This window comes from Phyllobacterium calauticae, assembly GCF_019991125.1.
Taxonomy (GTDB): Bacteria; Pseudomonadota; Alphaproteobacteria; order Rhizobiales; family Rhizobiaceae; genus Phyllobacterium; species Phyllobacterium calauticae.
The window spans coordinates 100,611-119,081 of record NZ_JAGENB010000009.1 but is presented as its reverse complement, the minus strand read 5'-3'; the positions used below and the strand labels follow the sequence as shown (position 1 = coordinate 119,081).

Genomic DNA, 18,471 nt, shown 5'->3' with positions numbered 1-18,471 from the left:
GCGTAGCTGCGGCACGAGCCGGCCCGCGCTTTCAATGGCGCCGTAGGGTAGGCGAGTGCTTTTCTCCATCATGAAAATTCTGCCTTGGTAAGATCCTTGAGGCTATAAGGCGAACCGCTCTGCGGCCGCGCTCTATGCCTACGGCACCGAGCCAACAATGTTGTCTCGTCCGATACCGGTCACGATCGCTTTCGCGGGCGCTGCACCCTTGGCAGCAGCGGGGCAAAGACACCGCAAGCCATCAGTCGTATAGAACCGGCACTCGGCTAACCTACAGCGTCCGACGATCAACGCGGCTTCGCCTCGTGCCTGACCAAGGATGAGCAGCCGGAACGCCGGCCGCACTTTATTTTTTGACGAAGGTGAGAGGGGCAGAGGGGCCGACCGGCCCCTACCCCCTGCAAGCGCAAAACCGGGTATCCCCCATCTTCCGCACTGCGCTCACGCTTCGTTTGTGCAGACCTGCGGCCGTTCCGGCCTTGTCCTCTCTGCGATCGGAGGGGGAGACCCCTCCCGGTTTTCCGCTTGCCCCCCTTACCCCCGTGTCTTGCTTGCGACGCGGCAGGGACAGAGGCGAGGGCCTCTGCCCGCCGACCATTTGGCGGACAACCGGAAAAGGAGAGATTTCCAAATGACAGATACCATCATCATCGCGCTCGACAAGCTGGACCTTGACCCGAACAATGCCCGCAAGACCCGCACCAATGAATCCATTGAAGAAATGGCGGCGAGCCTGAAAGGCAAGGGCCTCATTCAGAACCTCGTTGTCAGGGAAGGCGAGAAGAAAGGCCATTATCTTGTAACAGCCGGTGGCACCCGATGGGCAGGTTTCAAGCTGCTGGCCGCCAACGGCGACATCAAGAAGAACCACGGCATTCGCTGCATCGTGCGCACAGCCGAGGAAGCCACGGAAATCAGTCTGGCGGAAAACCTCGTTCGCACCGATATGCATCCCGTCGACGCTCTATTCGCCTTCTCGAAATTGGTCGAGGAAGGAAAATCGATTGCCGATATTGCCGCCCGTTTCGGCAAGACCGAACATCACGTCAAGCAGCGGCTAGCACTGGCAAGAGTCTCGCCCGCAATCTTGCAGCTGTATCGTGACGAGGAAATCACTTTCGATCAGCTGAAAGCCTTCACCGTCAGCGATGACCATGCCGAACAGGAACGGGTATGGAAGGAACTGCCAAGCTGGAACAGGGAAAGCTATTCCATCCGCCGCATGCTATCCAATGCAGCAATTTCCGCGACCGACAAGCGAGTGCTCTTCGTCGGCGGCCTCAGCGCCTATGAAACAGCGGGTGGACCGGTTCGTCGTGACCTCTTTGACAAGCCCGACAGCGGTTTTGTCCTTGATGCCGTCAAATTGGAAAACATGGTTGCCGAAAAGCTGCAGGCCATTGTGGAAGAGGTGAAAGCGGAAGGCTGGGCCAATGTGGACATCATTCCGGAATATGATCACGCTCATACCTCGCATATGCAGCGCTACTTTCCGCAACGCGTGCCCCTCACAGTTGAAGAACTGGCCACCCGCGACCAGATGCAGGATGAATATGACGTACTCGAGGAATTGATTGAAAGCGGCGAGGCGGATGATGATGCGGAAGCCAGAGCCGATGAACTGGTGGCAATGATCGACGCTCTCAATGATAGAACCTCTGTCTATGCGCCAGATTTTATTGTGACGGGCACGGTGTTCATTTCTCTGGACTATCAGGGAAAGCCACGCATCGAGCGTGGTTTCATACCCCGCGACGATCAGGCCAGCAAAGGCGGTAGCGATAACGATAATGAAACATCGCATGATGACGACAAGGCAGTCACCAAGGCCGAAATCGTCTATCCGGCCACGCTGATCGAAAGCCTGTCGGCACAGAAAACCGCGATCCTGCGCGCTGAACTCATGAACAATGCCCATGTTGCGCTTGCGGCGACTGTGCATGCCCTGATGATGAAACTTGATGGCACCACTCGTTATGACGCGCAAACGTGCCTCAAACTCTCCTTGGACTTCGAGGCCATTGACAAGCGTGTTGAAATGACTGGCGGCAGTATTGCCCTCGATGCCGTCAACAATCGGGCCAGCCAGATCGGTGAAACCATTCCGGGCAGCCCAGACGCGCTTTGGACATGGTGCCTTGAACAATCAACTGAGCAGCTGCTCGATCTTCTGGCCTTTGCCGCCGCACAGGCGGTCAATGTGGTTGTGCTCAAGCACGCATCCAACAGCAATGCAGTGGCACATGGCCACCGGCTGGCGGACGCTCTCAAGATCGATGTGGCAGATTGGTACGAACCGACAGCAGAAAGCTGCTTCAAACATCTTAACCGCAACAGCATTCAAGTGGCGGTGACGGAAGCGGCTGGAGAACAGGCGGCAAGCGCCGTTGCCAGCGCCAAGAAGAAGGCGGAAGCGGTTATCATTGCTGAACGTCTGGTCAAGGATACCAACTGGTTGCCAAAATATGTGCGCATCGAGCTGCCAAACGCCAACAATGTTGCCGATCTGGAAAGCATCGACGACATCGAAGATGATGGCGATATCGATCCGTCTGAGACAGATAGCTTCGACGTGGACGATTTCGAACAGGCAGCGGAATAACCGGCGAGGGGCGGCGCAAGCCGCCCATTCGTTGCCGATTATTGTTGAACGAATTGCGATATTCTGTATTATACAGAAAATACAGAATAGGAGGACGACATGGCCATGAAAGTATCGACTGCTGAATTTATCCGCCATTTTGGCCGGTTTCATGATCAGGCCCAAAAGGAACCTATCGTGCTCACGAAACATGGCCGGGACACTGTCGTTGTTCTCTCCAAGGAGGCATTTGAACGCATGATGGACAGTGCTGATCCGCGCCGCGTTTTCGCCTTGGGAGAGACGCCTGCTGACTTGGCAGAAGTGCTGCTGAACGGCCTGAACAGCCAAATCGCCGATCTAGAGGCCAAGACCGATGAGTGACCAATCCCGCTACAGCAGCGGATCAATCGTCCGCTATCCATATCTGTGGCGCTGGCAATCAGAGAAAGGCCGTGAGCACGGTGAAAAAAACCGACCCGTTTGTCTCGCCATGGCGTTCCGTGATCCTCGCCAGAATCTGACCCATCTGGTTATCTTGGCAATCTCCGGGACATCGCCACAGGACGAACAAGCCGCCATAGAAATTCCTGCGCTTGAGATAAGACGGGCAGGGCTGCGGGAGCATAAACGGGCGTGGCTGACCATCAGTGAATACAATTACGACGTGGCCGAGCGATCCTATCATTTTGATCCCGGCCAAGAGCCGCAAGGTCGCTTCAGCGATAAGTTCCTGCTCGAAATACAGCGCGCCTTGCGGCCACTGTTGCAATCGGCGAAAGGCAGGATCGACAGAACCAGTTAAGCAGAGGCGATGCCTCCTGGCAACGGCGCCCGCCCTCGTGCAGATCGCGGGTATCGAACCCGCTCCTGCCCGTTTTCACCGAAGCTCGCGTCTCTCCCGCGGTTTCGGTCAACAGGCCCCGGCAGCCAATGCAGCCGGGGCCTTTGCTATTGACTCACTCCCGGTCTGCCAAAAATCACATAACCTTTGTTATGGAATTAACCGATTGATATTAAACAATAATATTAAGTGGCTGCCTTCAATCAGTGATTATTCAATCTATTGTCACTTGACCTCAGTCAAGCGGTTGGGTGCACGCCTCAATGCCGCTGTTCGCATCCAGGAAGTCGGCGCTGTCAGTGACTGCTGATAGATTGACCCCTGTCAGCCAGTCCCATGCCGCCGCATCGCTCGACAGATCCTCGCCCCATGCCTCAGCCTCTGCGGGCGCGGCAACGAACAGTACGGGCCCGAGATCCATCGTTCGGCTTTTCGAGATTATGTGCTGTACGCTCAATGCGTGCACGATGCCGATCCCGGCATCTGGCGAACTTAAAAACGGTCGCAGATCCGATGGCGACCGGATCAATACAGGCTCACCAAGCATCGGATTGTCCTGCTTCATTTGAAGCGCAAGCACGTACTTGCCGCTGCCGGTGCCGCCATAGATGACGATCTTCGTCATCACAGCCATCTCAGGGCTTCTTCCGTTTCGTCGGTGGTGTTTCCGGTGGCAAAAACAGCGGCGGGTTCGACAGGCGATACATTGCCTTGCTGGTCATCGCCAACAGGTTCGCCATGGTGGTAGCCGCAGCCTGAAGAGCATATTCGTTGCCGTGCTGCTTCGCCCGGGCCTGCAGGCCATCCAGATAGAGCTGGCGGGTGCTGGGTGCCGGTTCTTCGTCCATCAGCCCAACTCCGCCAGATACAGGCCGACCGTGTTTTCTTCCTCTTCGTGCTTTTCGATGCCCTTGCGCCGGATGGCGATCACGCGCCGCAAGGCTTTGACGTCGTAGCCCTTGGACTTTGCTTCCTTGTACTTCCCAGACTTTTCGTCATTTAGGTCCTTAATCGTTTCCTCAACGCTCTCAATGTCGTTCACGATCTGCTTCAATATGCTGTTGCTGGACATAGGATTGTCTTTCTAAAATGGGTTGTTTTCGGCCAGTCCCTCGCGCGTGCACGCACGCGCACGCGAGGGACTACAGTTTCAGGTAAGAACGAAGAGCCTCTTCGACGATTGAAGCCGCCGTTGTCTTGCTCTCGGCCGCCCTGACCTTGGTGGCCACGATCAAACTGTCATCAATCATAAGCTTGAGCGGCGAGCGGGAGACAGCCGGAGCAGACTTGCTTGCCTGGCGAACAGGCTTGTCGCGACGTTCAGGGGAAATCTCGGCGTGAACCGGCAGAGGGTTAGTCGATACGTCCGGCATGTCGCTTGCCATTTCAGGCCCAGCTTCTGTCTGCTGCGGCGACGCTATGACACCGATCAGAAGATCATCCAGATTTGATAGGTTCCGTCTGGTTTTTGGCAGCGCGAACTTGGGGGGAGTATCAGCTGTCATCAACTTACTGCGCGGCAACTGCGTTAAGATCGTTGATGGCCTGAAGGATGTCGCCAATCAGGTCGGCGATGTTTTTACGCGCTTTGCCCACCTGATCTGCCTTTGCCGGGTCTTTGGCAATTTGCGAGAGCGTTCCAGCATCCTTGGAGAACTGCTCGTAGACCTTTCTCGACAGAACCAGCGTCGATAGTCCCTGTAGGCGATGTTGCCTGATCAGCGCGATTGCATCGGTAAACGCAACCGTGTTTCGATCGATGCCTTCGACACGGTTGAGGACCAAACGCAGCGGTGCGCGTTTGAGATTGGCCGCCCACTCGAAGAGTTTCACGGTCTCGACCACTTCCATCACCGTGGCCTTGGTCGGAACGAGCGTGAGGTCGCTGGCAACGATTGCTGTCGTCAACAAATCATTCATTGATCCCTGAACGTCGATCAGGATGACATCGGCATCGTCACTGTTGTTCAGCCGCCGCGTCAGTTCCTGCACCTTTCCAATTGGTTCTATGACAAGCCCTGCAGGCAGAGTGCCTGCAAGTCTGCATCGATCTGCCCACTGCAAGCAGGACTGCTGCGCGTCTGCGTCCAGGATCAGCACCCTGCTGCCATGGGCCGCCAATTCGGATCCAATCAACGTGCAGAGTGTGGATTTCCCCACCCCGCCTTTCGAGTTGGCGAATGCGATTATTGTCATGGTGGTGAAACCCTTCTCGGTGTGAGTGCGCCTTCTAAGCTAGGATGACACAACCATATATAATTTCAAAAGTAAATGGAGGGGCAGTCGGTCCTCTCAAGGCCCTATGGCCTGTCGGGCCACTAGGTCCTGCATGGCCACTGATGCACTTACAGCCCCTGAAGGCCGTCGTTACACTAGGGGCAGTAAGGGCAGTAGGGGCACTAGGTCCTGCACGGCCATTGATGTCCGTACAGCCCCTGCAGGCCGTCGGTGCACAATGGGCCGTAGGGGCTGCATGGCCTGGGCAGTCCGCAGGGCCTATGAAAAGAATCTATCATCAAGGCCATTTGCAAGATCATAAAAACATATATATAGATGGCAGGATAGGCAAAAATGAGATACATATTTTGCCATGTGCCCTCGCCGGACGGGCTTAACGACTTCCGGCAGTCCTGCTCACGCAGTCCCGGAAGCCGAATACAGAGAAGGCGGAATAAGATTGACCAAGAAAATGAAGAGCAAGATGCTGCATTTTCGGCTCAGCTATGCGGAATACGTCGGCTTCAAGGTGGCGATTGAGCAACTTGGCCTTACGCAAAGCGAGGCGCTGCGTCGTTTTGCGAGAGCTGTAAGTAGCTCTGGACCAACTTATGACGGAGAGGTGCGCGATGCCATTCGCGAATATGCGCGCCAACTCAAAGTGATTGGGGTGAACATCAACCAGATCGCCCGTATTCTGAACTCCGGCCGAACACCTGATTACCCCACTTTGCAGGCGGGTATCGGCCGCCTGACAAAGGAGCTGGTTGAGCAGGCGGAAGACTATAAGTCTCTGTGCGCCAACGCACGAAAGCGCGCTCAACGACAAATCGGGGTCGATCATGATTGATCCGATGGACGATCTGTTTTCCGGCCTCGAAGGTCTGACATTCCGGCGCCGGTCATTGCGACAGGCGGTCATCGACGCAGGTCTGATCCAGCAGGGCGTCTTCGATGCTCTGGCGAAATCAAAACCAAAGCGTCCGGCCAAACCGGGTTTATCAAGCGGAAAGCCGAAATCTGGTGTCGCGGTCAAAACCGGCGCGCGCCCGATCGACACGTCGCTTGAGGATGAGTGGAAGAAGCGTAAGAGCGCACAGGCAGGCGGTGGCGGCGGTGCTGCGGCCGCTCCCAAGAAGAATCTTGGTGCGGCAAAGGCAACTGCAGCTCCCTCACCCGCTCCTGCAAAATCACCAGCCGAAATCACCGCTGTTCGACTCAAAGTGGCAGCGGGATCACAGGCGGCCGTGGTCAAGATCGCAAGTTATGCGGCGGGTGCAAGCCGTGTGAATGCCCTCGTCCAATATCAGGGCCGTAACGGCGACCTTGCGCTGGAACGAGAAGACGGTAGCAAGATTGAAGGAACAGGAGATCTGGCCGCCCTCGCCCGCGCATGGACCGAGGAAGAGCCGGAGCGTGAGCCAAGCAAGGATGTGCTTCGCCTCACACTCGATATCGAGGGAGAACAGTTCTCCGGCCGTGGCGGACAGAAACAGATCCAGAGTGCCTTGCAGAGCGCCCTCCCCGGTCATCGCTTTGCCTGGGCCTCGGAAGAAAGACCCGATGGCACGATCCGCGTTGAGATCATCTCAAGTGCAGCTGCCCGCCGGCATGGCGAAGAGCTGAAGGCTAACCGCATCTTTGATAACCGCAAATCCCTGGCACAGCTTGAGGACCGGTTTGACCGTGCGTTCGGTATGGAAACCGACATGGACATGCGCGGCTTTGCACATGGCGTTGAGGGTACGGTGCGGTATCTGACTCAGTTGACCCGCGGTGGTAGTCGCGCCGTTCAGTCCGTCAGGCTTTCGAAAGACGGCGATTTCACCGATGCCACGACCCTGATCGGTCACAGTGCCAATCTCAAGGAAGCTCGCGACTGGAAACGGGATCTACGTTCGCGTGAGCAGCGTGACGTTGCCCATATCATCCTCAGTGCCAAACCCGGCACGGACAAAGATGCCTTTGTCGATGCTGCCCGCGCCATGCTGGCAGCAGAGTTTGCCGGACACAAATACGCCTTTGCCCTGCACGAGGACCGCCAACATATCCACGTACATGCGGTGGTCAAGATGCGGTCCGAAACCGGCGAGCGGCTTGATCCGAAAATACAGGATCTGCAGCGCTACCGGGAAACCCTTGCCCATGAAGCACGCGAACGTCACATTCCAATGGAAGCCGTCAGCCGGTTCGAACGTTCCAATCCGCCCGGCTACAAGCTGAAGGATATCCGGCGCGTCGAGCGCGGTGTTGCCTCTGAAAACGTCCGGCGCCGCGTCGATGCCGTTCGCTTGGGCAAGCCACATATTCCGATCCGGGAGGAAGGCCGTAAGCGAGCGAATGAAGCCCTGCAGGGCTGGCGCGCCGTCGAAGCTATCGCCGCGAGCCGGACCTTAGAACCTGTCCTGGCAGATGGGGCAACACGGCTTTATCGCGCCGACCGGCCGGGCGCATCCCTCACCAGTCAGCCGCTCTTTACCCGCGATCGCCAAGCGGCAACGCGCATGGCGGAACGAACAGGCGGAAGCCTGTCCTATATCGATGTGTCGCCGGCCGAACTCGCCGCGCTCAAGCCGTCACGTACCGATGTACTCAATCAGTTTGTCGTGACACCCGAACTTGCAGCAAACCGCAAGCCGCTCGACCGGCCGACAACCGCAACCATACTCGCATTCAAAAACCGCGCCGAACAGGCCGTTACGGCAGCGGCACAACGCGAGACATTCCGTCCAACCGAAATGACAGGAGCAACTGAAACCATGCCCAACCTGGAAACAATGCAATCGGCTTTTGACGACATCAACAATCAGATGAAAGTCGTCGAAGACACCTTGCCCGTCGAGCTTCTGCCGCAGGTGGAAACCGCTCGAAAGAGACTGAATGAAACGCAGCGCAATATGCTGAATGCTCAGCAGAATATCGAACGTAAGCGCGGCGCGGTGGAAGGTGGCCGTTATGTCGAACCGGTGCCACAGGATATCGGCAATTTCATTTCGGAGAAACGCGGCGAAACCATCCGTTATTCGCATCTCAAGGATGATGGCGAGATCGGCAAAGTCGCTTTTGTCGACAGCGGCAGTAAGGTCGAAATTCATGACTGGAGGAACCGCGAGGCAGTTCTTGCCGCCATGCAGGTTTCATCTGACAAGTGGGGCAACCTTACTGTCACGGGCACCTCTAGCTACAAGACGCTCGTGGTCGAGCTGGCAGCCGAACATGGCTTCCAGATCGCAAATCCAGAATTGCAGGATCAACTCAAACGTGAAACGGCGCGTCTTGACAGACTTAAGGCAGAGCGCCCCGGTTTTGTCGCAGGCAATGCGGAAAAACTGGAAACACCGACCCAAACGATAACTGCCCCGACTGTTCCAGTTTTGCCGGTTATTCCGCAGACGCAGACTCCGGACCGTGCAGAGCTGCCCCAGCCGCAATCGTCAGCTTTCACGGATACCGGTACCCTGGTCAAGATCAATGACAGGAACGATCGTGAAGCTGTTCGCGCTGCCATGGAGGAAGCGACGAAAAAATGGGGTGAAATCACCGTCACCGGTACGGCGCGTGACAAGGAGCAAGCGGTCAGCGTCGCGGCCGAACACGGCTATAAGCTCGCCAATCCCGAACTTCAGGAAAAGCTTGCCAAGGAAACCGCACGTTTTGAGCGAGAGCGCGAGAAGGACACAGCCCGCATTGCACGTGAGGCCGCCAAGGCCCCCGGTTTCGTTGACGCTGGAATTGCACGCAAAGAAGGCATGGAAGCGTGGGACAAGGTTATGAAAGCCTCTGCCGCCCAGATTGAAGCCATCAGCACAACACCGGCACAGTGGCAGGCCGCGGAGCAAGTCTATGGCGCAGCGCTCAATCAGGCCGCACAGCTTGCCCGCTCCGGAAACGCCTACCTGGTAGAAAAAGCCGGACAGGAAAAAGTTCTGAAGGAAGCGATCGAGAAGCAAGAAAGCCAGGCGGCGCAAGAAAGAGCAAAGGCGCTGCAGGACAAACCTAGGCGCACCGAAGGCGAAATCAGCATCGCGCTGGAGACAGTGCGTACACGTCTTGAAAATGAGGCTTCGCTTGAAACTCGGCAGGCCAACACATCTTCGGCGACGAATGAAAAGCCGTTCGAGGGCGGCGGAGAGGATCATGCCTATCGCACCCAGGCCGAGGCCGGAGCTGCACGACGAGCGGAACATGCGGCCCAAGCAGATCCGAAGCGCGAAATGCCTACGGATGTAAATCGTTCGTCGCAGGTAGAGCGCATGGCGCAGGATCAGGCCGAGCTGCTGAAGCAGCGACAAGAGATTGAAAAGGGGCAGACCCAAAAAAGTGTCCACCGTCAAAAACAGTAGAAGCGTATGCATTGAGCGAAAAAGACCGGCCCCTGTGGCCGGTCTTCTGCTTTCGAATTGTGCCGGCAGCCGCGAAATGACCGAAGGTCCCCGCACCGCACCAGGCTACGCCGCTATATCGTGGACTTCGCGCATGCCTTTGGCCGACTGGCGCATAAGCACATGATCACCCGTATCCGTTCGAAAGCATCTGCGCGACCGTTCGCTCAATTCTTCGGTGTCAGTACGGATCAAATCCTTTGAGTAAAGCTGTGCAAGGACATGGTACGTCGCGCCAAGCGAAGCCCGCAGTGCCTCCGCCAGTTCTGCAATCTCAATGCCTTCGCTTTCATTTCTCGACGGTATCCGACGAAGAACCATAAGTTCCTGCTTCGTGGCCTTGGGGTTTGGTGACATGCGTCTCTCCTCGTGAAGAAATCAATGGTGCGGCCAGTCGTCCGAGTAATCGTTGACAGTGTTCAGAATGAGCAAGGGGCGCTTCCAATCAGGTACAAACCCATTCCGCTATTGTACAGCGGGCATCGCCGCATTTTTGAAGCGCACCTGTTTGGGCTATCATCTTGGTCGCGCCGCTAACCGCTCCCCATTTCGATTGCTTGGCGTATTCCTTCAACGTTGCCAATGCAGCGCAATGCTCATAAGGAAATCCGCTATCGTCTCGGTCGTTGCGATATTGGTGGTTCCTGAATGTTATCACAACAGAGCAGGCTATGCCGCCGGCGCTCTGGCAGTAATTCAGCGCTGTTAGATCCGCTTCAGAGCGGGTCGCAGCTCCCCAAAAGATGCCACGTTTTCCATTGACATCCGAGAAGGCGATGGCGCCCCAAATCCCTTTTCCGGCAAGATCAATCGCCGCAGGTTCGGGTGGCCCGTCCTTTTGCATAATGTCGGCCGCTATGGCAGGCCATGAACACAAAATGCTCGCGACAAGTAGTAAAGGTCCGATCCGATTGGTCATGTGACCACTCCGTATTTTATAGTGAGGAATGAAGTGAGGAAGCAACATCCGCCGCACGCTATTGCTACGCCGAGGGAATCGAACGCACCCGGCGTTCAACAAAGGTTTGAAATTCTTTTGCAATTTTCGACACGGCCGGCCTCAATATAATCCGTCACGAGGTACGATGTTTCGAGACTGCTTGCGGGTAACTTTTGCGGGCACAGCTGATTGAGGGGGTGATTTTTGCTCAACCTTGTCCGATTGCTTTGCTGGTACGTCGGTCGTGCTTTGCGGTGTGTTCAGAACGACAGGAGCCGCATTCCTGCCAGCTGCCGAAGTCAAATCGGCGGCTTTTTCCTGCTTCTTCAGCGGTACGTACTTTCCAAATGGATCCTTGGCCGCGGCCTCCAGGGCAGTGGTGAAGCCTTCCATGGATGCCAGAGCCCTAACCTCAGTGGGTGCGGCATCTTTCGCAAGAAGACGAAAACTGAACTGCATTTCCTTGGAGTTCAAAATGGCCGCCTGGACAAAGTCGGAAAACGGAAATGCCGACATGCAACTCTGACCATTGCAAGTCCATTCACTGCCAGTGATCGACTTTTCCAAACCAGAAAAACTCAGCCGTAAGCCCACCTGCCGATCTAAGTCGGCAGGTAGTACGAATAGGACAATGGGCTTGTGTTCGCTATCGATCGCAATACGCCAAATCAATCCGCTATTGCCTGCATTGACCGTCTGTTCGGTTGAACAAATGCGTTTATTTCGGGATGGCCGCCAATCACACAGCAGCGTCCACGCGCCAAATGGCCGTTCAACACGAATAAAGTCTCCCCAGTCCAGTGTCTCGCCCGGTTCAACCAATGAGGCCAAGCGCAGGGTGACTGATCTGGTCTGAGTCGAATCGTCTACTTTGACTGTCTGCGGTTCTTGGGCTTGAACTGTGCCCGAGAATAAGAGGCTGATCAAAACTGCACTGATTTTGCGCAAAGGCGTATCCTCCAAAGCCACTAATTGAATGTCCAGCTTGCGCCGGCGTTCCAGGAGGTGTCAGATGTTTCGAATGAATGCGCCACAGCCGCATTCAAGCGGACAGTTCCATCCTCCGAGGTATATCCAACACCTACGGCCATACTTGTTGAGCTTTTGAAACCGCCCATTGCACCGGCAATACTGCCTTTGCCCGGACGATCATCATAGCGAAGCGCTGCAGTAGCCATCGCAGATGCGATACCGGCGCGCGCCTCAGCTTGAACATTCCGAATCTCGCCCGACAAATTCCCAAGGCGATTGTCGGTATAATCCTTCAGTTCGTTGAATTTGGAATCGGTGTAGCGGAAGGATTCGGTCTTGGCCCTTGTCAGTTGACCCAATGTCGCAGCATCGCTGGCGACAAGACCATCGGCTACGTTTCGCATAAGCACTGGACCACTAGATCCGCCATGGAGCGTGACACTGTTGCTGCGCGTCCCATCCTTATTCGTGTCGTAGGCAAGATTATTTTTGATCTGGCCGACATTCGCCGCGTCGGTATCGGCGGTCCCTGCGGCTACATTGCTGATCTTAACCGCCTGGCCTGTGCCATCTCCTGCCAAAATGATGTTATTGGTGGGTTTCCCGTTGGCGTCTGGGACATATTGTACCGACAGATCATTGGTGGCCTTCAACGCATCTCCAACATTACCGTACGTAACTCCGCCGATCTTGTACTTTGGACCGATAATGCTTCCGTCCGCATTGACCTTTACGCCGCCACCGAGACCATCGAGAGCGGAGGTCAGCTGACCCAAATTCACAGCATCATTTGCATCTTTGCCTGCAGCAACATTTCCGAGCTTGACGGTATTGCCGGTTCCATCATTGAGCGTGACACCGCCAGTCTTTTTGCCGGAAGCATCACGGTTGTAAAACACGGCACCATCTTGAATGCTTGCAACATCGCCTTCGGTTTTGGTGATCCTATTCTCGTGGTTGGCCAAAGTTTGATCCTGGCGCGCATTCACCGCCTTGATATCGGTGACGTCAGTCTTGATGTTGGCAATGTCACTTTCGCTCTTGGTGATCCGGTTCTCGTGATCCGCGAGTGTTTTGTCCTGCCGGTCATTGACTGCCTTGATATCAGTGATGTCGTTCTCGTTTTTCGTTATCCGGTTTTCGTGATTGTCCAGTCTCGCATCCTGCTGTGCATTCTTGGCATCGATATTGTTCAGCCGGCCGTCCTGCTCCGCATTCTTGTTGGTATTCGCGGTGATGCGGTTTTCGTGGTCAGTCAGCGTTGCATCCTGCCGGTTGTTGACGGCATTGATGTTGTTGATCTGGTTTGTATGATCATTGATGGTGTTCTTGATGGGATCTGACAATCGTATGGGATTGCCTGCGGTTCCGTCACCGACGATAGTGGCGCCATCACTCGACACTGACTTAGGCGCTCCCGACAGTGTATTGATCTGGTTTTGAAGGTTTGAAATGGCGTTGTTGACCGAGCCTGTGTCAGCAAAGTCTCCGCTCTGGTATGGGTTCTCGTAGCCCCCGGAATTGCCTCCCCCGCAATTGGGTACAATCGCTGGCGTTCCGGGATTTCCGCCACCGCCACCCGATCCACCATCACTTCCCGCGGGCTGATAAGGCTGTCTTCCTGGCTTGAGCACGCAGCCGCTTGTGCCGGTTACCGCAGGTGCTGCCTCGGCAGCACGTGGTGCTATCGAAAAGCTTCCGGCACTCAACACAGTGGCGGACAGTAGAATTTTCATAACTCGCATATTAAAATGCCTCGCGGTTCCCGGGTTGTTAGGACAGGCGATCCTGTCCAGTTCTGATCGTTGTTGGTTCTTCGATCGTATTTCTCAGCGCTGGAGCCGGGACCGGGAAACCTGCAAGTTTTCCGGTCCGACCCATATGTCAGGGCTGACTATTTGCTGACAGATTTGACAGAGGCTTTTGAAGCATCTGCTCCACGCTGATAGTTTTCCAGTTCCGCAGTCGTCAAAGGAGCGTTGCCGATCGGCGCAAGGCTCTTGTCCAAGGGCCTTACCTCAAGACGATAGTCGCCACGGCTTCCGGGTCCCCCATTCCCATTGTCGTTCGCATCAGCAAAAGCGTTCAGCGGCAGGGCGAATGAGCCCGCAGAAATGACAGCGGCGGCAAAGAGAAGGTTCAGTGATTTCATTTCGATTTCCTTTTGGATTTATGTCCCGATGGACAGACTTTGGTGAATTCTTGAAAGACTATTGTTTGGTCTCGTGTGCTTATTCTCTGTTTGCTGCGATCATCCTTCCTCTTTCCTGTGCCTATCTGGCGCTGTCCTAGGCAGACAACGCTGTATTTGTGATCCTTGGTTTGCTGAGCTCCGCTGATACTAAGGCCCATGGCTCGTCCGACGTGACAGCACCAAGGCTTGCGTTCATTCGCATCAGAGCACCGGCTAGCCGTTCAACATCGGAAACACGGCCAGCCTCGATCGCTGTGCGCGCAATGGTTGCGACGGCTGCCACCTGTTCAGTTGCATCCGCAAAGCCATAATCGATCCGGGTATTATCCTCGTCATCGACGGTTTCATCAGGCCCGGCGACTGAACTTGATGTGGAGTTGAATGAAGGATCGGGGTCTTGCCCACGTTCACTTTCGTCCTCGACGAGAGGATGCGCCGCAAACGGATCATCTGGATCGACGGCCGCCGAGATAGTGTCACCGACACTCGCCGGGGTGAGCGCAGCAGCTGTAGCGGCCGGAATTACCACGGTCGTGAAACCTGCAGCGATGTCGGCATCTGTCGATGTAGAAACAGCTTCAGCTTCGGGCGTTGCGAGGACCACGGTCGATTTGGCGTCCTGCAGAACAGCTGGATGAGCTGCCTGGACGCGTGGTTGCTGCGTTCGCGCATAAAGCCGGGACCTCTCTTCGGTCACACCGCGACGTGCCTCGATAATTGCCACGCGCAAAGGCGCTATCGCTGCAATCGCACGCTTGCGCGCCTGCTTGCCTCGGATATTGAATGATCCGTCTTCGCCGATAAGCGGACCGTAATATTCGGGCGTGAGCCGCAGATTCTGCAATAAATAGGCCGCCGTATCACTATCCTGTGCCGACACCGCATGACGATACACTTGGGCAAATCGGTCAGTATTCCGGTATACGGATCGGGCCAGATCGATAATGTCGCCGGCTTCGTCATCCATCGACCGACTGACTGGAATAGATACGGTAGCACCAGCTTGACCGACGGGCGAGAACGGCATTTTTGGCTCGAACTCATCAGCGACTGGGCTGATATTTTCAACAGGTTCTTGCGACGTTTGTGGTGGACGGTCGTTGAAGAGCGGCCATTCAGGTGTCAACACCAGCTCCGGTTTTGGCATCTTTGACGTATAAGACGCCACCTGACTGCGCCGATCGACGAACTTTTTGTCCGCATAGAAGTTAAGCTTGTTCAGGATCGCGCCATAAGTGCCACGGATCTGCAGGATGGTTGCGTTGTCATCGAGGCGCAGAACAGCGTCCGGGTCCATCAGCGGAATAAGCTCGAACCGGCCTTGCGAGGCCTGCCTGCTCAAAAGCAGCCCGCCCGTCTTTCCCCACCCTTCCCGTTCGACGTACTGACGCCCCAGATTGCCTGAGACGATTTTGGCGGTGGTATCGTCGCCAACCGCAATGTTGAGCTTGATATCCATATTGCCGAGGAGTGCATCGCGGGTCTTCACCCCGTAACGCTCATCGATCTGGGGAATGTTCTGCGCGATAAGCGCGATCGTCATGCCATAGCCGGCAACAAGCGGCGCACGCTTGATAATCTCCGGAAGGCGCTCGAACTGATAGAACTCGTCAAGCATCATCAGAATCTTGTACGGTTCATCCTTACCCGGAACATTGCGCAACATGACGTCGTGAATCTGCTGGATCAACAAACGCAAAAGCGGTTCGACCGTGCCGAAGTCCGAAACCGGGCTGGCGACAAACAATGAATATGGATTGCGGCGCAGCTCGCGAATATCGAAATCACTGGCGCTCGTTGCCTCTGCCATCAGCAAATTGTTGAAAGGGGCCAGCGCTGTAACGACATTGCCTTCAAATGACGGTCGCTGTTCCTCATCTCGGCCGAGATGCTGTTTAAAACTGTCAACGATGAACTGATTGAGATCAGGTTCCGTGCGAAGGATAACCTCAAGAACTTTCGAGAATGAAACGCCCGTCGAGAACAGACGCAACACAGAGCGCAGGTTGCGTCTGCCCTCCATGGTCTTCGACTCCAGCACATAACCGAGCACCCCGGCACACAGGCTTCGCGCTGTTTCCTTCCAGATCGACGTTTCCTTGGCATCAAGCGGAATGAGGCTGGCCGCGAGATTGAGCAGGTCCGTCGATCGCTCGGGCCAATCGCGGACGAAATCGAGCGGGTTCCAGCGATGGGTAAACTTTGAACCTGGTGCAAAGACAAAGCATTTCTGCCCTATGGCAAGGCGCGCCGGGCCTGTCTTTTCCCAATTTTCGAGCTTCACATCGAGGACGATCGTGCTGCCCTGGTACTCAAGAAGATTGGTCATGACGAAGCCACGGCCTTTGCCGGAGCGCGACGGGCCATTGACGAAGAAATGACTGTCACCGCTGTAGCGGACTTCTGGAGCGTTTTTGCCTTGGCCAAATGTCCCGAGCAGGATCGATTTACCGGGAATCCCGTCCAGCAGTCCCGCCTTCTTTAGATCCTTCAGCGCAGCGAAGCGTGAGCCGTCTGCAGGTGGCTTGACCGCCCACGGACGCTTCACCAAAATATAACTTCCAATGCCGAGAGCGACAGCTTCGAGCGCCGTTGAAACGGCTGCAATCGATCCAATCCGACTTATGCGGGCATCGCTGAGATAGGCGGTAAGCTGCTTAGCCGGCATCATTATGTCGCCACCAAAGAAGGCTTGCCACATGGCAGTTGATTTCAGGACGAAAAAGCTAGTGGCCGCATAATTGGCGGACCAGCCCATGAAGAGACCAGCCGCCGCCACGCAAGGTCCAAGCGTCACAAGTGCAATCTTTTCATAGCTCTTCAGTGTCATCGCGATGCCGCTCCACACCAGTGCGAGATCCGCGCCGCCTTGGATCGCGCGCCGGCCGTCCATTCCAACGCCAATCCCTCTCCAAAGAGGATCGCGCCGATGTCCGATCCATCCTGCAGCACGAGCCAACCAAGGGACCGGCCATACCGATCGATTTCACCGGTATGTTTGATGGTCACCAATTCGCCGCTGATGAGTTCGCGAAGCCGGGCTTTGGCTTCAAGACCTTTCGCGAGCTCGTTCTCGCATGTCGGGTGCGATACTTCTGGTGTGTCGATATCCTTCAAGCGTACCTTGACCGCACAGCCGTGTTTGAAACCGGTCTCTGGCTTGCAAGGCAGAGCAACGGTATCGCCGTCAATCACGATGATCCGATCACCGCTGATATTCTCGGTACGCGCTACCTGAGCGCTGGCCACTGCAATCCCGGTCACCATGCAGCATGCGAAAACAGCCGTCATCCCCGTCTTCTTCATCGAACTGGCTTCCACTTGTTGAAGTAGATTTCAGTGACGCCGCGGCGCCCCGTTTTCGGGTCGCGCCCGATCTGGATGATGATGGGAACGACAAAGCGCACGAATTCGAGCAACTCTGCTTTCGAGAGGCCGAGACCCGCTTGCATCGCCATCATCGCAAGACGCTCATAAGCGCCGCGGGGATTGTCAGCATGCAAAGTCGACATAGAACCTGGGTGACCGGTGTTGATCGCCTGCAGAAAAGAAAAGGCTTCGGCGCCGCGTACCTCACCCATGAAAATACGGTCCGGACGCAAACGCAAAGATGCTTCAAGACAATCCTGGATCGTCGTGCGCGCCCTTCCCTGTCCGCCCTTGGATGCCACAAGCGACAGAAAATTGGGTTGCGGCGGCTTGAGCTCGCGCGTGTCCTCAATGGAAATAATCCGCTCCCATTCCGGCACGTCCTTCAGGAGCCCATTGAAGAATGTTGTTTTTCCGGAAGACGTGCCGCCTGCAATGAGCATTGTCATGCGGTTTTCCACCGCAAATCGTAGCGCTTCTCGTCTGGCTGCCGGTGCCGGTTCTTTGAGCCTCTCGATAAAACCCGCTTCGATGTCTGTCACATAGTCTTCGCCCGCCACCTCGCTGCCAGGTATGCGGACGTTATCAAGGCCACCGAGTGCCATATACTGGTCCATGCTCATATCGGTGATAACCTGCTTGCGGATCGAGAATGCCCCGCCCATGGAGGCAACCGGCGACAACACTGCCTGAAACCGCTCGCCATTCGGCATTGCCGCCGACAAAAGCGGTGTTTCCTCGTTGACGTTCTGGCTGGTATTGCCGGCAATCATGCGCGCGAGATAGCCGATCGCATTGCCAGTGAGATCAGGCACGTCGTGGCGCACCATATGCGCAACACCACGCTCTTCGATCCAGACTTCTCCGGGCCGGTTGCACATGATTTCGATCACGTCAGGGCTTTGCAGCCACTGCTTTATGGGCGTGGCCGCTTGCCTCATATATGTGGACATCCCGGCCCACATCGCGTCC

The 18,471-nt window shown here is 55.8% G+C and carries 18 protein-coding genes; 5 read left to right on the top strand and 13 right to left on the bottom strand.

Annotated elements, in window-relative coordinates; translation table 11 throughout:
• The first annotated feature begins 631 nt into the window (after window positions 1-631).
• The 3 genes from J1W56_RS23065 to J1W56_RS23055 all read left to right on the top strand — a co-directional run bounded on the left by J1W56_RS23065 (window position 632) and on the right by J1W56_RS23055 (window position 3,386).
• Window positions 632-2,602, top strand: a complete 1,971-nt coding sequence (locus J1W56_RS23065) for a ParB/RepB/Spo0J family partition protein (RefSeq protein WP_223615633.1) — start codon at window positions 632-634, stop codon at window positions 2,600-2,602.
• A gap of 99 nt (window positions 2,603-2,701) precedes the next feature.
• The gene (locus J1W56_RS23060; protein ID WP_223615632.1) at window positions 2,702-2,965 is read left to right on the top strand and encodes a type II toxin-antitoxin system prevent-host-death family antitoxin; all 264 of its coding nucleotides are present in this window, start codon (window positions 2,702-2,704) and stop codon (window positions 2,963-2,965) included.
• The gene (locus tag J1W56_RS23055) at window positions 2,958-3,386 is read left to right on the top strand and encodes a hypothetical protein (RefSeq protein ID WP_223615631.1); all 429 of its coding nucleotides are present in this window, start codon (window positions 2,958-2,960) and stop codon (window positions 3,384-3,386) included. The genes J1W56_RS23060 and J1W56_RS23055 overlap by 8 nt, the downstream gene beginning before the upstream one ends.
• Window positions 3,387-3,660: 274 nt before the next feature.
• Here the strand turns inward: J1W56_RS23055 and J1W56_RS23050 are convergent, their stop codons facing one another.
• The 5 genes from J1W56_RS23050 to J1W56_RS23030 form a co-directional block, all read right to left on the bottom strand.
• Window positions 3,661-4,050 (bottom strand): hypothetical protein, encoded by a 390-nt coding sequence (locus J1W56_RS23050; protein WP_223615630.1) that lies wholly within the window; start codon window positions 4,048-4,050, stop codon window positions 3,661-3,663.
• A gap of 10 nt (window positions 4,051-4,060) precedes the next feature.
• Window positions 4,061-4,273 (bottom strand): hypothetical protein, encoded by a 213-nt coding sequence (locus tag J1W56_RS23045; RefSeq protein WP_223615629.1) that lies wholly within the window; start codon window positions 4,271-4,273, stop codon window positions 4,061-4,063.
• The gene (locus J1W56_RS23040; protein ID WP_223615628.1) at window positions 4,273-4,497 is read right to left on the bottom strand and encodes a DUF2312 domain-containing protein; all 225 of its coding nucleotides are present in this window, start codon (window positions 4,495-4,497) and stop codon (window positions 4,273-4,275) included. The genes J1W56_RS23045 and J1W56_RS23040 overlap by 1 nt, the downstream gene beginning before the upstream one ends.
• 70 nt (window positions 4,498-4,567) lie before the next feature.
• Window positions 4,568-4,930 carry a hypothetical protein gene (locus J1W56_RS23035; RefSeq protein WP_223615627.1) on the bottom strand — a complete coding sequence of 121 codons (363 nt, stop codon included), beginning with the start codon at window positions 4,928-4,930 and terminating at the stop codon, window positions 4,568-4,570.
• Window positions 4,931-4,934: 4 nt separating this feature from the next.
• Complete coding sequence (locus J1W56_RS23030) at window positions 4,935-5,621, bottom strand: ParA family protein (protein WP_223615626.1); 687 nt, start codon at window positions 5,619-5,621, stop codon at window positions 4,935-4,937.
• Between the two features lie 481 nt (window positions 5,622-6,102).
• Between J1W56_RS23030 and mobC the strand changes: the two genes are divergently transcribed.
• Window positions 6,103-6,492 (top strand): plasmid mobilization relaxosome protein MobC, encoded by a 390-nt coding sequence (gene mobC, locus J1W56_RS23025; protein ID WP_223615625.1) that lies wholly within the window; start codon window positions 6,103-6,105, stop codon window positions 6,490-6,492.
• Window positions 6,485-9,985, top strand: coding sequence for an LPD7 domain-containing protein (locus tag J1W56_RS23020; RefSeq protein ID WP_223615624.1), 3,501 nt, complete (start codon window positions 6,485-6,487; stop codon window positions 9,983-9,985). The genes mobC and J1W56_RS23020 overlap by 8 nt, the downstream gene beginning before the upstream one ends.
• 105 nt (window positions 9,986-10,090) lie before the next feature.
• Here the strand turns inward: J1W56_RS23020 and J1W56_RS23015 are convergent, their stop codons facing one another.
• The 8 genes from J1W56_RS23015 to virB11 all read right to left on the bottom strand — a co-directional run bounded on the left by J1W56_RS23015 (window position 10,091) and on the right by virB11 (window position 18,440).
• Entirely contained in the window at window positions 10,091-10,381 is a 291-nt protein-coding gene (locus J1W56_RS23015) for a helix-turn-helix domain-containing protein (RefSeq protein WP_223615623.1), read from the bottom strand.
• Window positions 10,382-10,469: 88 nt separating this feature from the next.
• Complete coding sequence (locus J1W56_RS23010; protein WP_223615622.1) at window positions 10,470-10,943, bottom strand: DUF4189 domain-containing protein; 474 nt, start codon at window positions 10,941-10,943, stop codon at window positions 10,470-10,472.
• Between the two features lie 141 nt (window positions 10,944-11,084).
• Window positions 11,085-11,912 carry an invasion associated locus B family protein gene (locus tag J1W56_RS23005; RefSeq protein WP_223615621.1) on the bottom strand — a complete coding sequence of 276 codons (828 nt, stop codon included), beginning with the start codon at window positions 11,910-11,912 and terminating at the stop codon, window positions 11,085-11,087.
• A gap of 20 nt (window positions 11,913-11,932) precedes the next feature.
• Window positions 11,933-13,672: a YadA-like family protein gene (locus tag J1W56_RS23000; protein ID WP_223615620.1), complete on the bottom strand. Its 1,740-nt coding sequence runs from the start codon at window positions 13,670-13,672 to the stop codon at window positions 11,933-11,935.
• 158 nt (window positions 13,673-13,830) lie between these two features.
• A complete protein-coding gene (locus J1W56_RS22995) occupies window positions 13,831-14,088 on the bottom strand; it encodes a hypothetical protein (protein WP_223615619.1) in 258 nt (85 codons plus the stop codon).
• Between the two features lie 136 nt (window positions 14,089-14,224).
• On the bottom strand, window positions 14,225-17,023 hold the full coding sequence (locus tag J1W56_RS22990) for a type IV secretory system conjugative DNA transfer family protein (RefSeq protein WP_223615618.1): 2,799 nt from the start codon (window positions 17,021-17,023) through the stop codon (window positions 14,225-14,227).
• Complete coding sequence (locus tag J1W56_RS22985; RefSeq protein ID WP_223615617.1) at window positions 16,957-17,436, bottom strand: thermonuclease family protein; 480 nt, start codon at window positions 17,434-17,436, stop codon at window positions 16,957-16,959. The genes J1W56_RS22990 and J1W56_RS22985 overlap by 67 nt, the downstream gene beginning before the upstream one ends.
• Window positions 17,433-18,440, bottom strand: a complete 1,008-nt coding sequence (gene virB11, locus J1W56_RS22980; RefSeq protein WP_223615616.1) for a P-type DNA transfer ATPase VirB11 — start codon at window positions 18,438-18,440, stop codon at window positions 17,433-17,435. The genes J1W56_RS22985 and virB11 overlap by 4 nt, the downstream gene beginning before the upstream one ends.
• Between the last annotated feature and the right edge of the window lie 31 nt (window positions 18,441-18,471).

Excerpts from the sequence above, each read along its gene's own strand:
- J1W56_RS22995 (WP_223615619.1), bottom strand. The coding sequence starts at position 14,088 with ATGAAATCACTGAACCTTCTCTTTGCCGCCGCTGTCATTTCTGCGGGC.
- J1W56_RS23035 (WP_223615627.1), bottom strand. The coding sequence starts at position 4,930 with ATGACAGCTGATACTCCCCCCAAGTTCGCGCTGCCAAAAACCAGACGG.
- J1W56_RS23040 (WP_223615628.1), bottom strand. The coding sequence starts at position 4,497 with ATGTCCAGCAACAGCATATTGAAGCAGATCGTGAACGACATTGAGAGC.
- J1W56_RS23060 (WP_223615632.1), top strand. The coding sequence starts at position 2,702 with ATGGCCATGAAAGTATCGACTGCTGAATTTATCCGCCATTTTGGCCGG.
- J1W56_RS23050 (WP_223615630.1), bottom strand. The coding sequence starts at position 4,050 with ATGACGAAGATCGTCATCTATGGCGGCACCGGCAGCGGCAAGTACGTG.
- J1W56_RS22990 (WP_223615618.1), bottom strand. The coding sequence starts at position 17,023 with ATGGACGGCCGGCGCGCGATCCAAGGCGGCGCGGATCTCGCACTGGTG.
- J1W56_RS23065 (WP_223615633.1), top strand. The coding sequence starts at position 632 with ATGACAGATACCATCATCATCGCGCTCGACAAGCTGGACCTTGACCCG.
- J1W56_RS23015 (WP_223615623.1), bottom strand. The coding sequence starts at position 10,381 with ATGTCACCAAACCCCAAGGCCACGAAGCAGGAACTTATGGTTCTTCGT.
- virB11 (WP_223615616.1), bottom strand. The coding sequence starts at position 18,440 with ATGAGGCAAGCGGCCACGCCCATAAAGCAGTGGCTGCAAAGCCCTGAC.
- J1W56_RS23020 (WP_223615624.1), top strand. The coding sequence starts at position 6,485 with ATGATTGATCCGATGGACGATCTGTTTTCCGGCCTCGAAGGTCTGACA.
- J1W56_RS23055 (WP_223615631.1), top strand. The coding sequence starts at position 2,958 with ATGAGTGACCAATCCCGCTACAGCAGCGGATCAATCGTCCGCTATCCA.
- J1W56_RS23045 (WP_223615629.1), bottom strand. The coding sequence starts at position 4,273 with ATGGACGAAGAACCGGCACCCAGCACCCGCCAGCTCTATCTGGATGGC.
- J1W56_RS23030 (WP_223615626.1), bottom strand. The coding sequence starts at position 5,621 with ATGACAATAATCGCATTCGCCAACTCGAAAGGCGGGGTGGGGAAATCC.
- J1W56_RS23000 (WP_223615620.1), bottom strand. The coding sequence starts at position 13,672 with ATGAAAATTCTACTGTCCGCCACTGTGTTGAGTGCCGGAAGCTTTTCG.
- J1W56_RS22985 (WP_223615617.1), bottom strand. The coding sequence starts at position 17,436 with ATGAAGAAGACGGGGATGACGGCTGTTTTCGCATGCTGCATGGTGACC.
- J1W56_RS23010 (WP_223615622.1), bottom strand. The coding sequence starts at position 10,943 with ATGACCAATCGGATCGGACCTTTACTACTTGTCGCGAGCATTTTGTGT.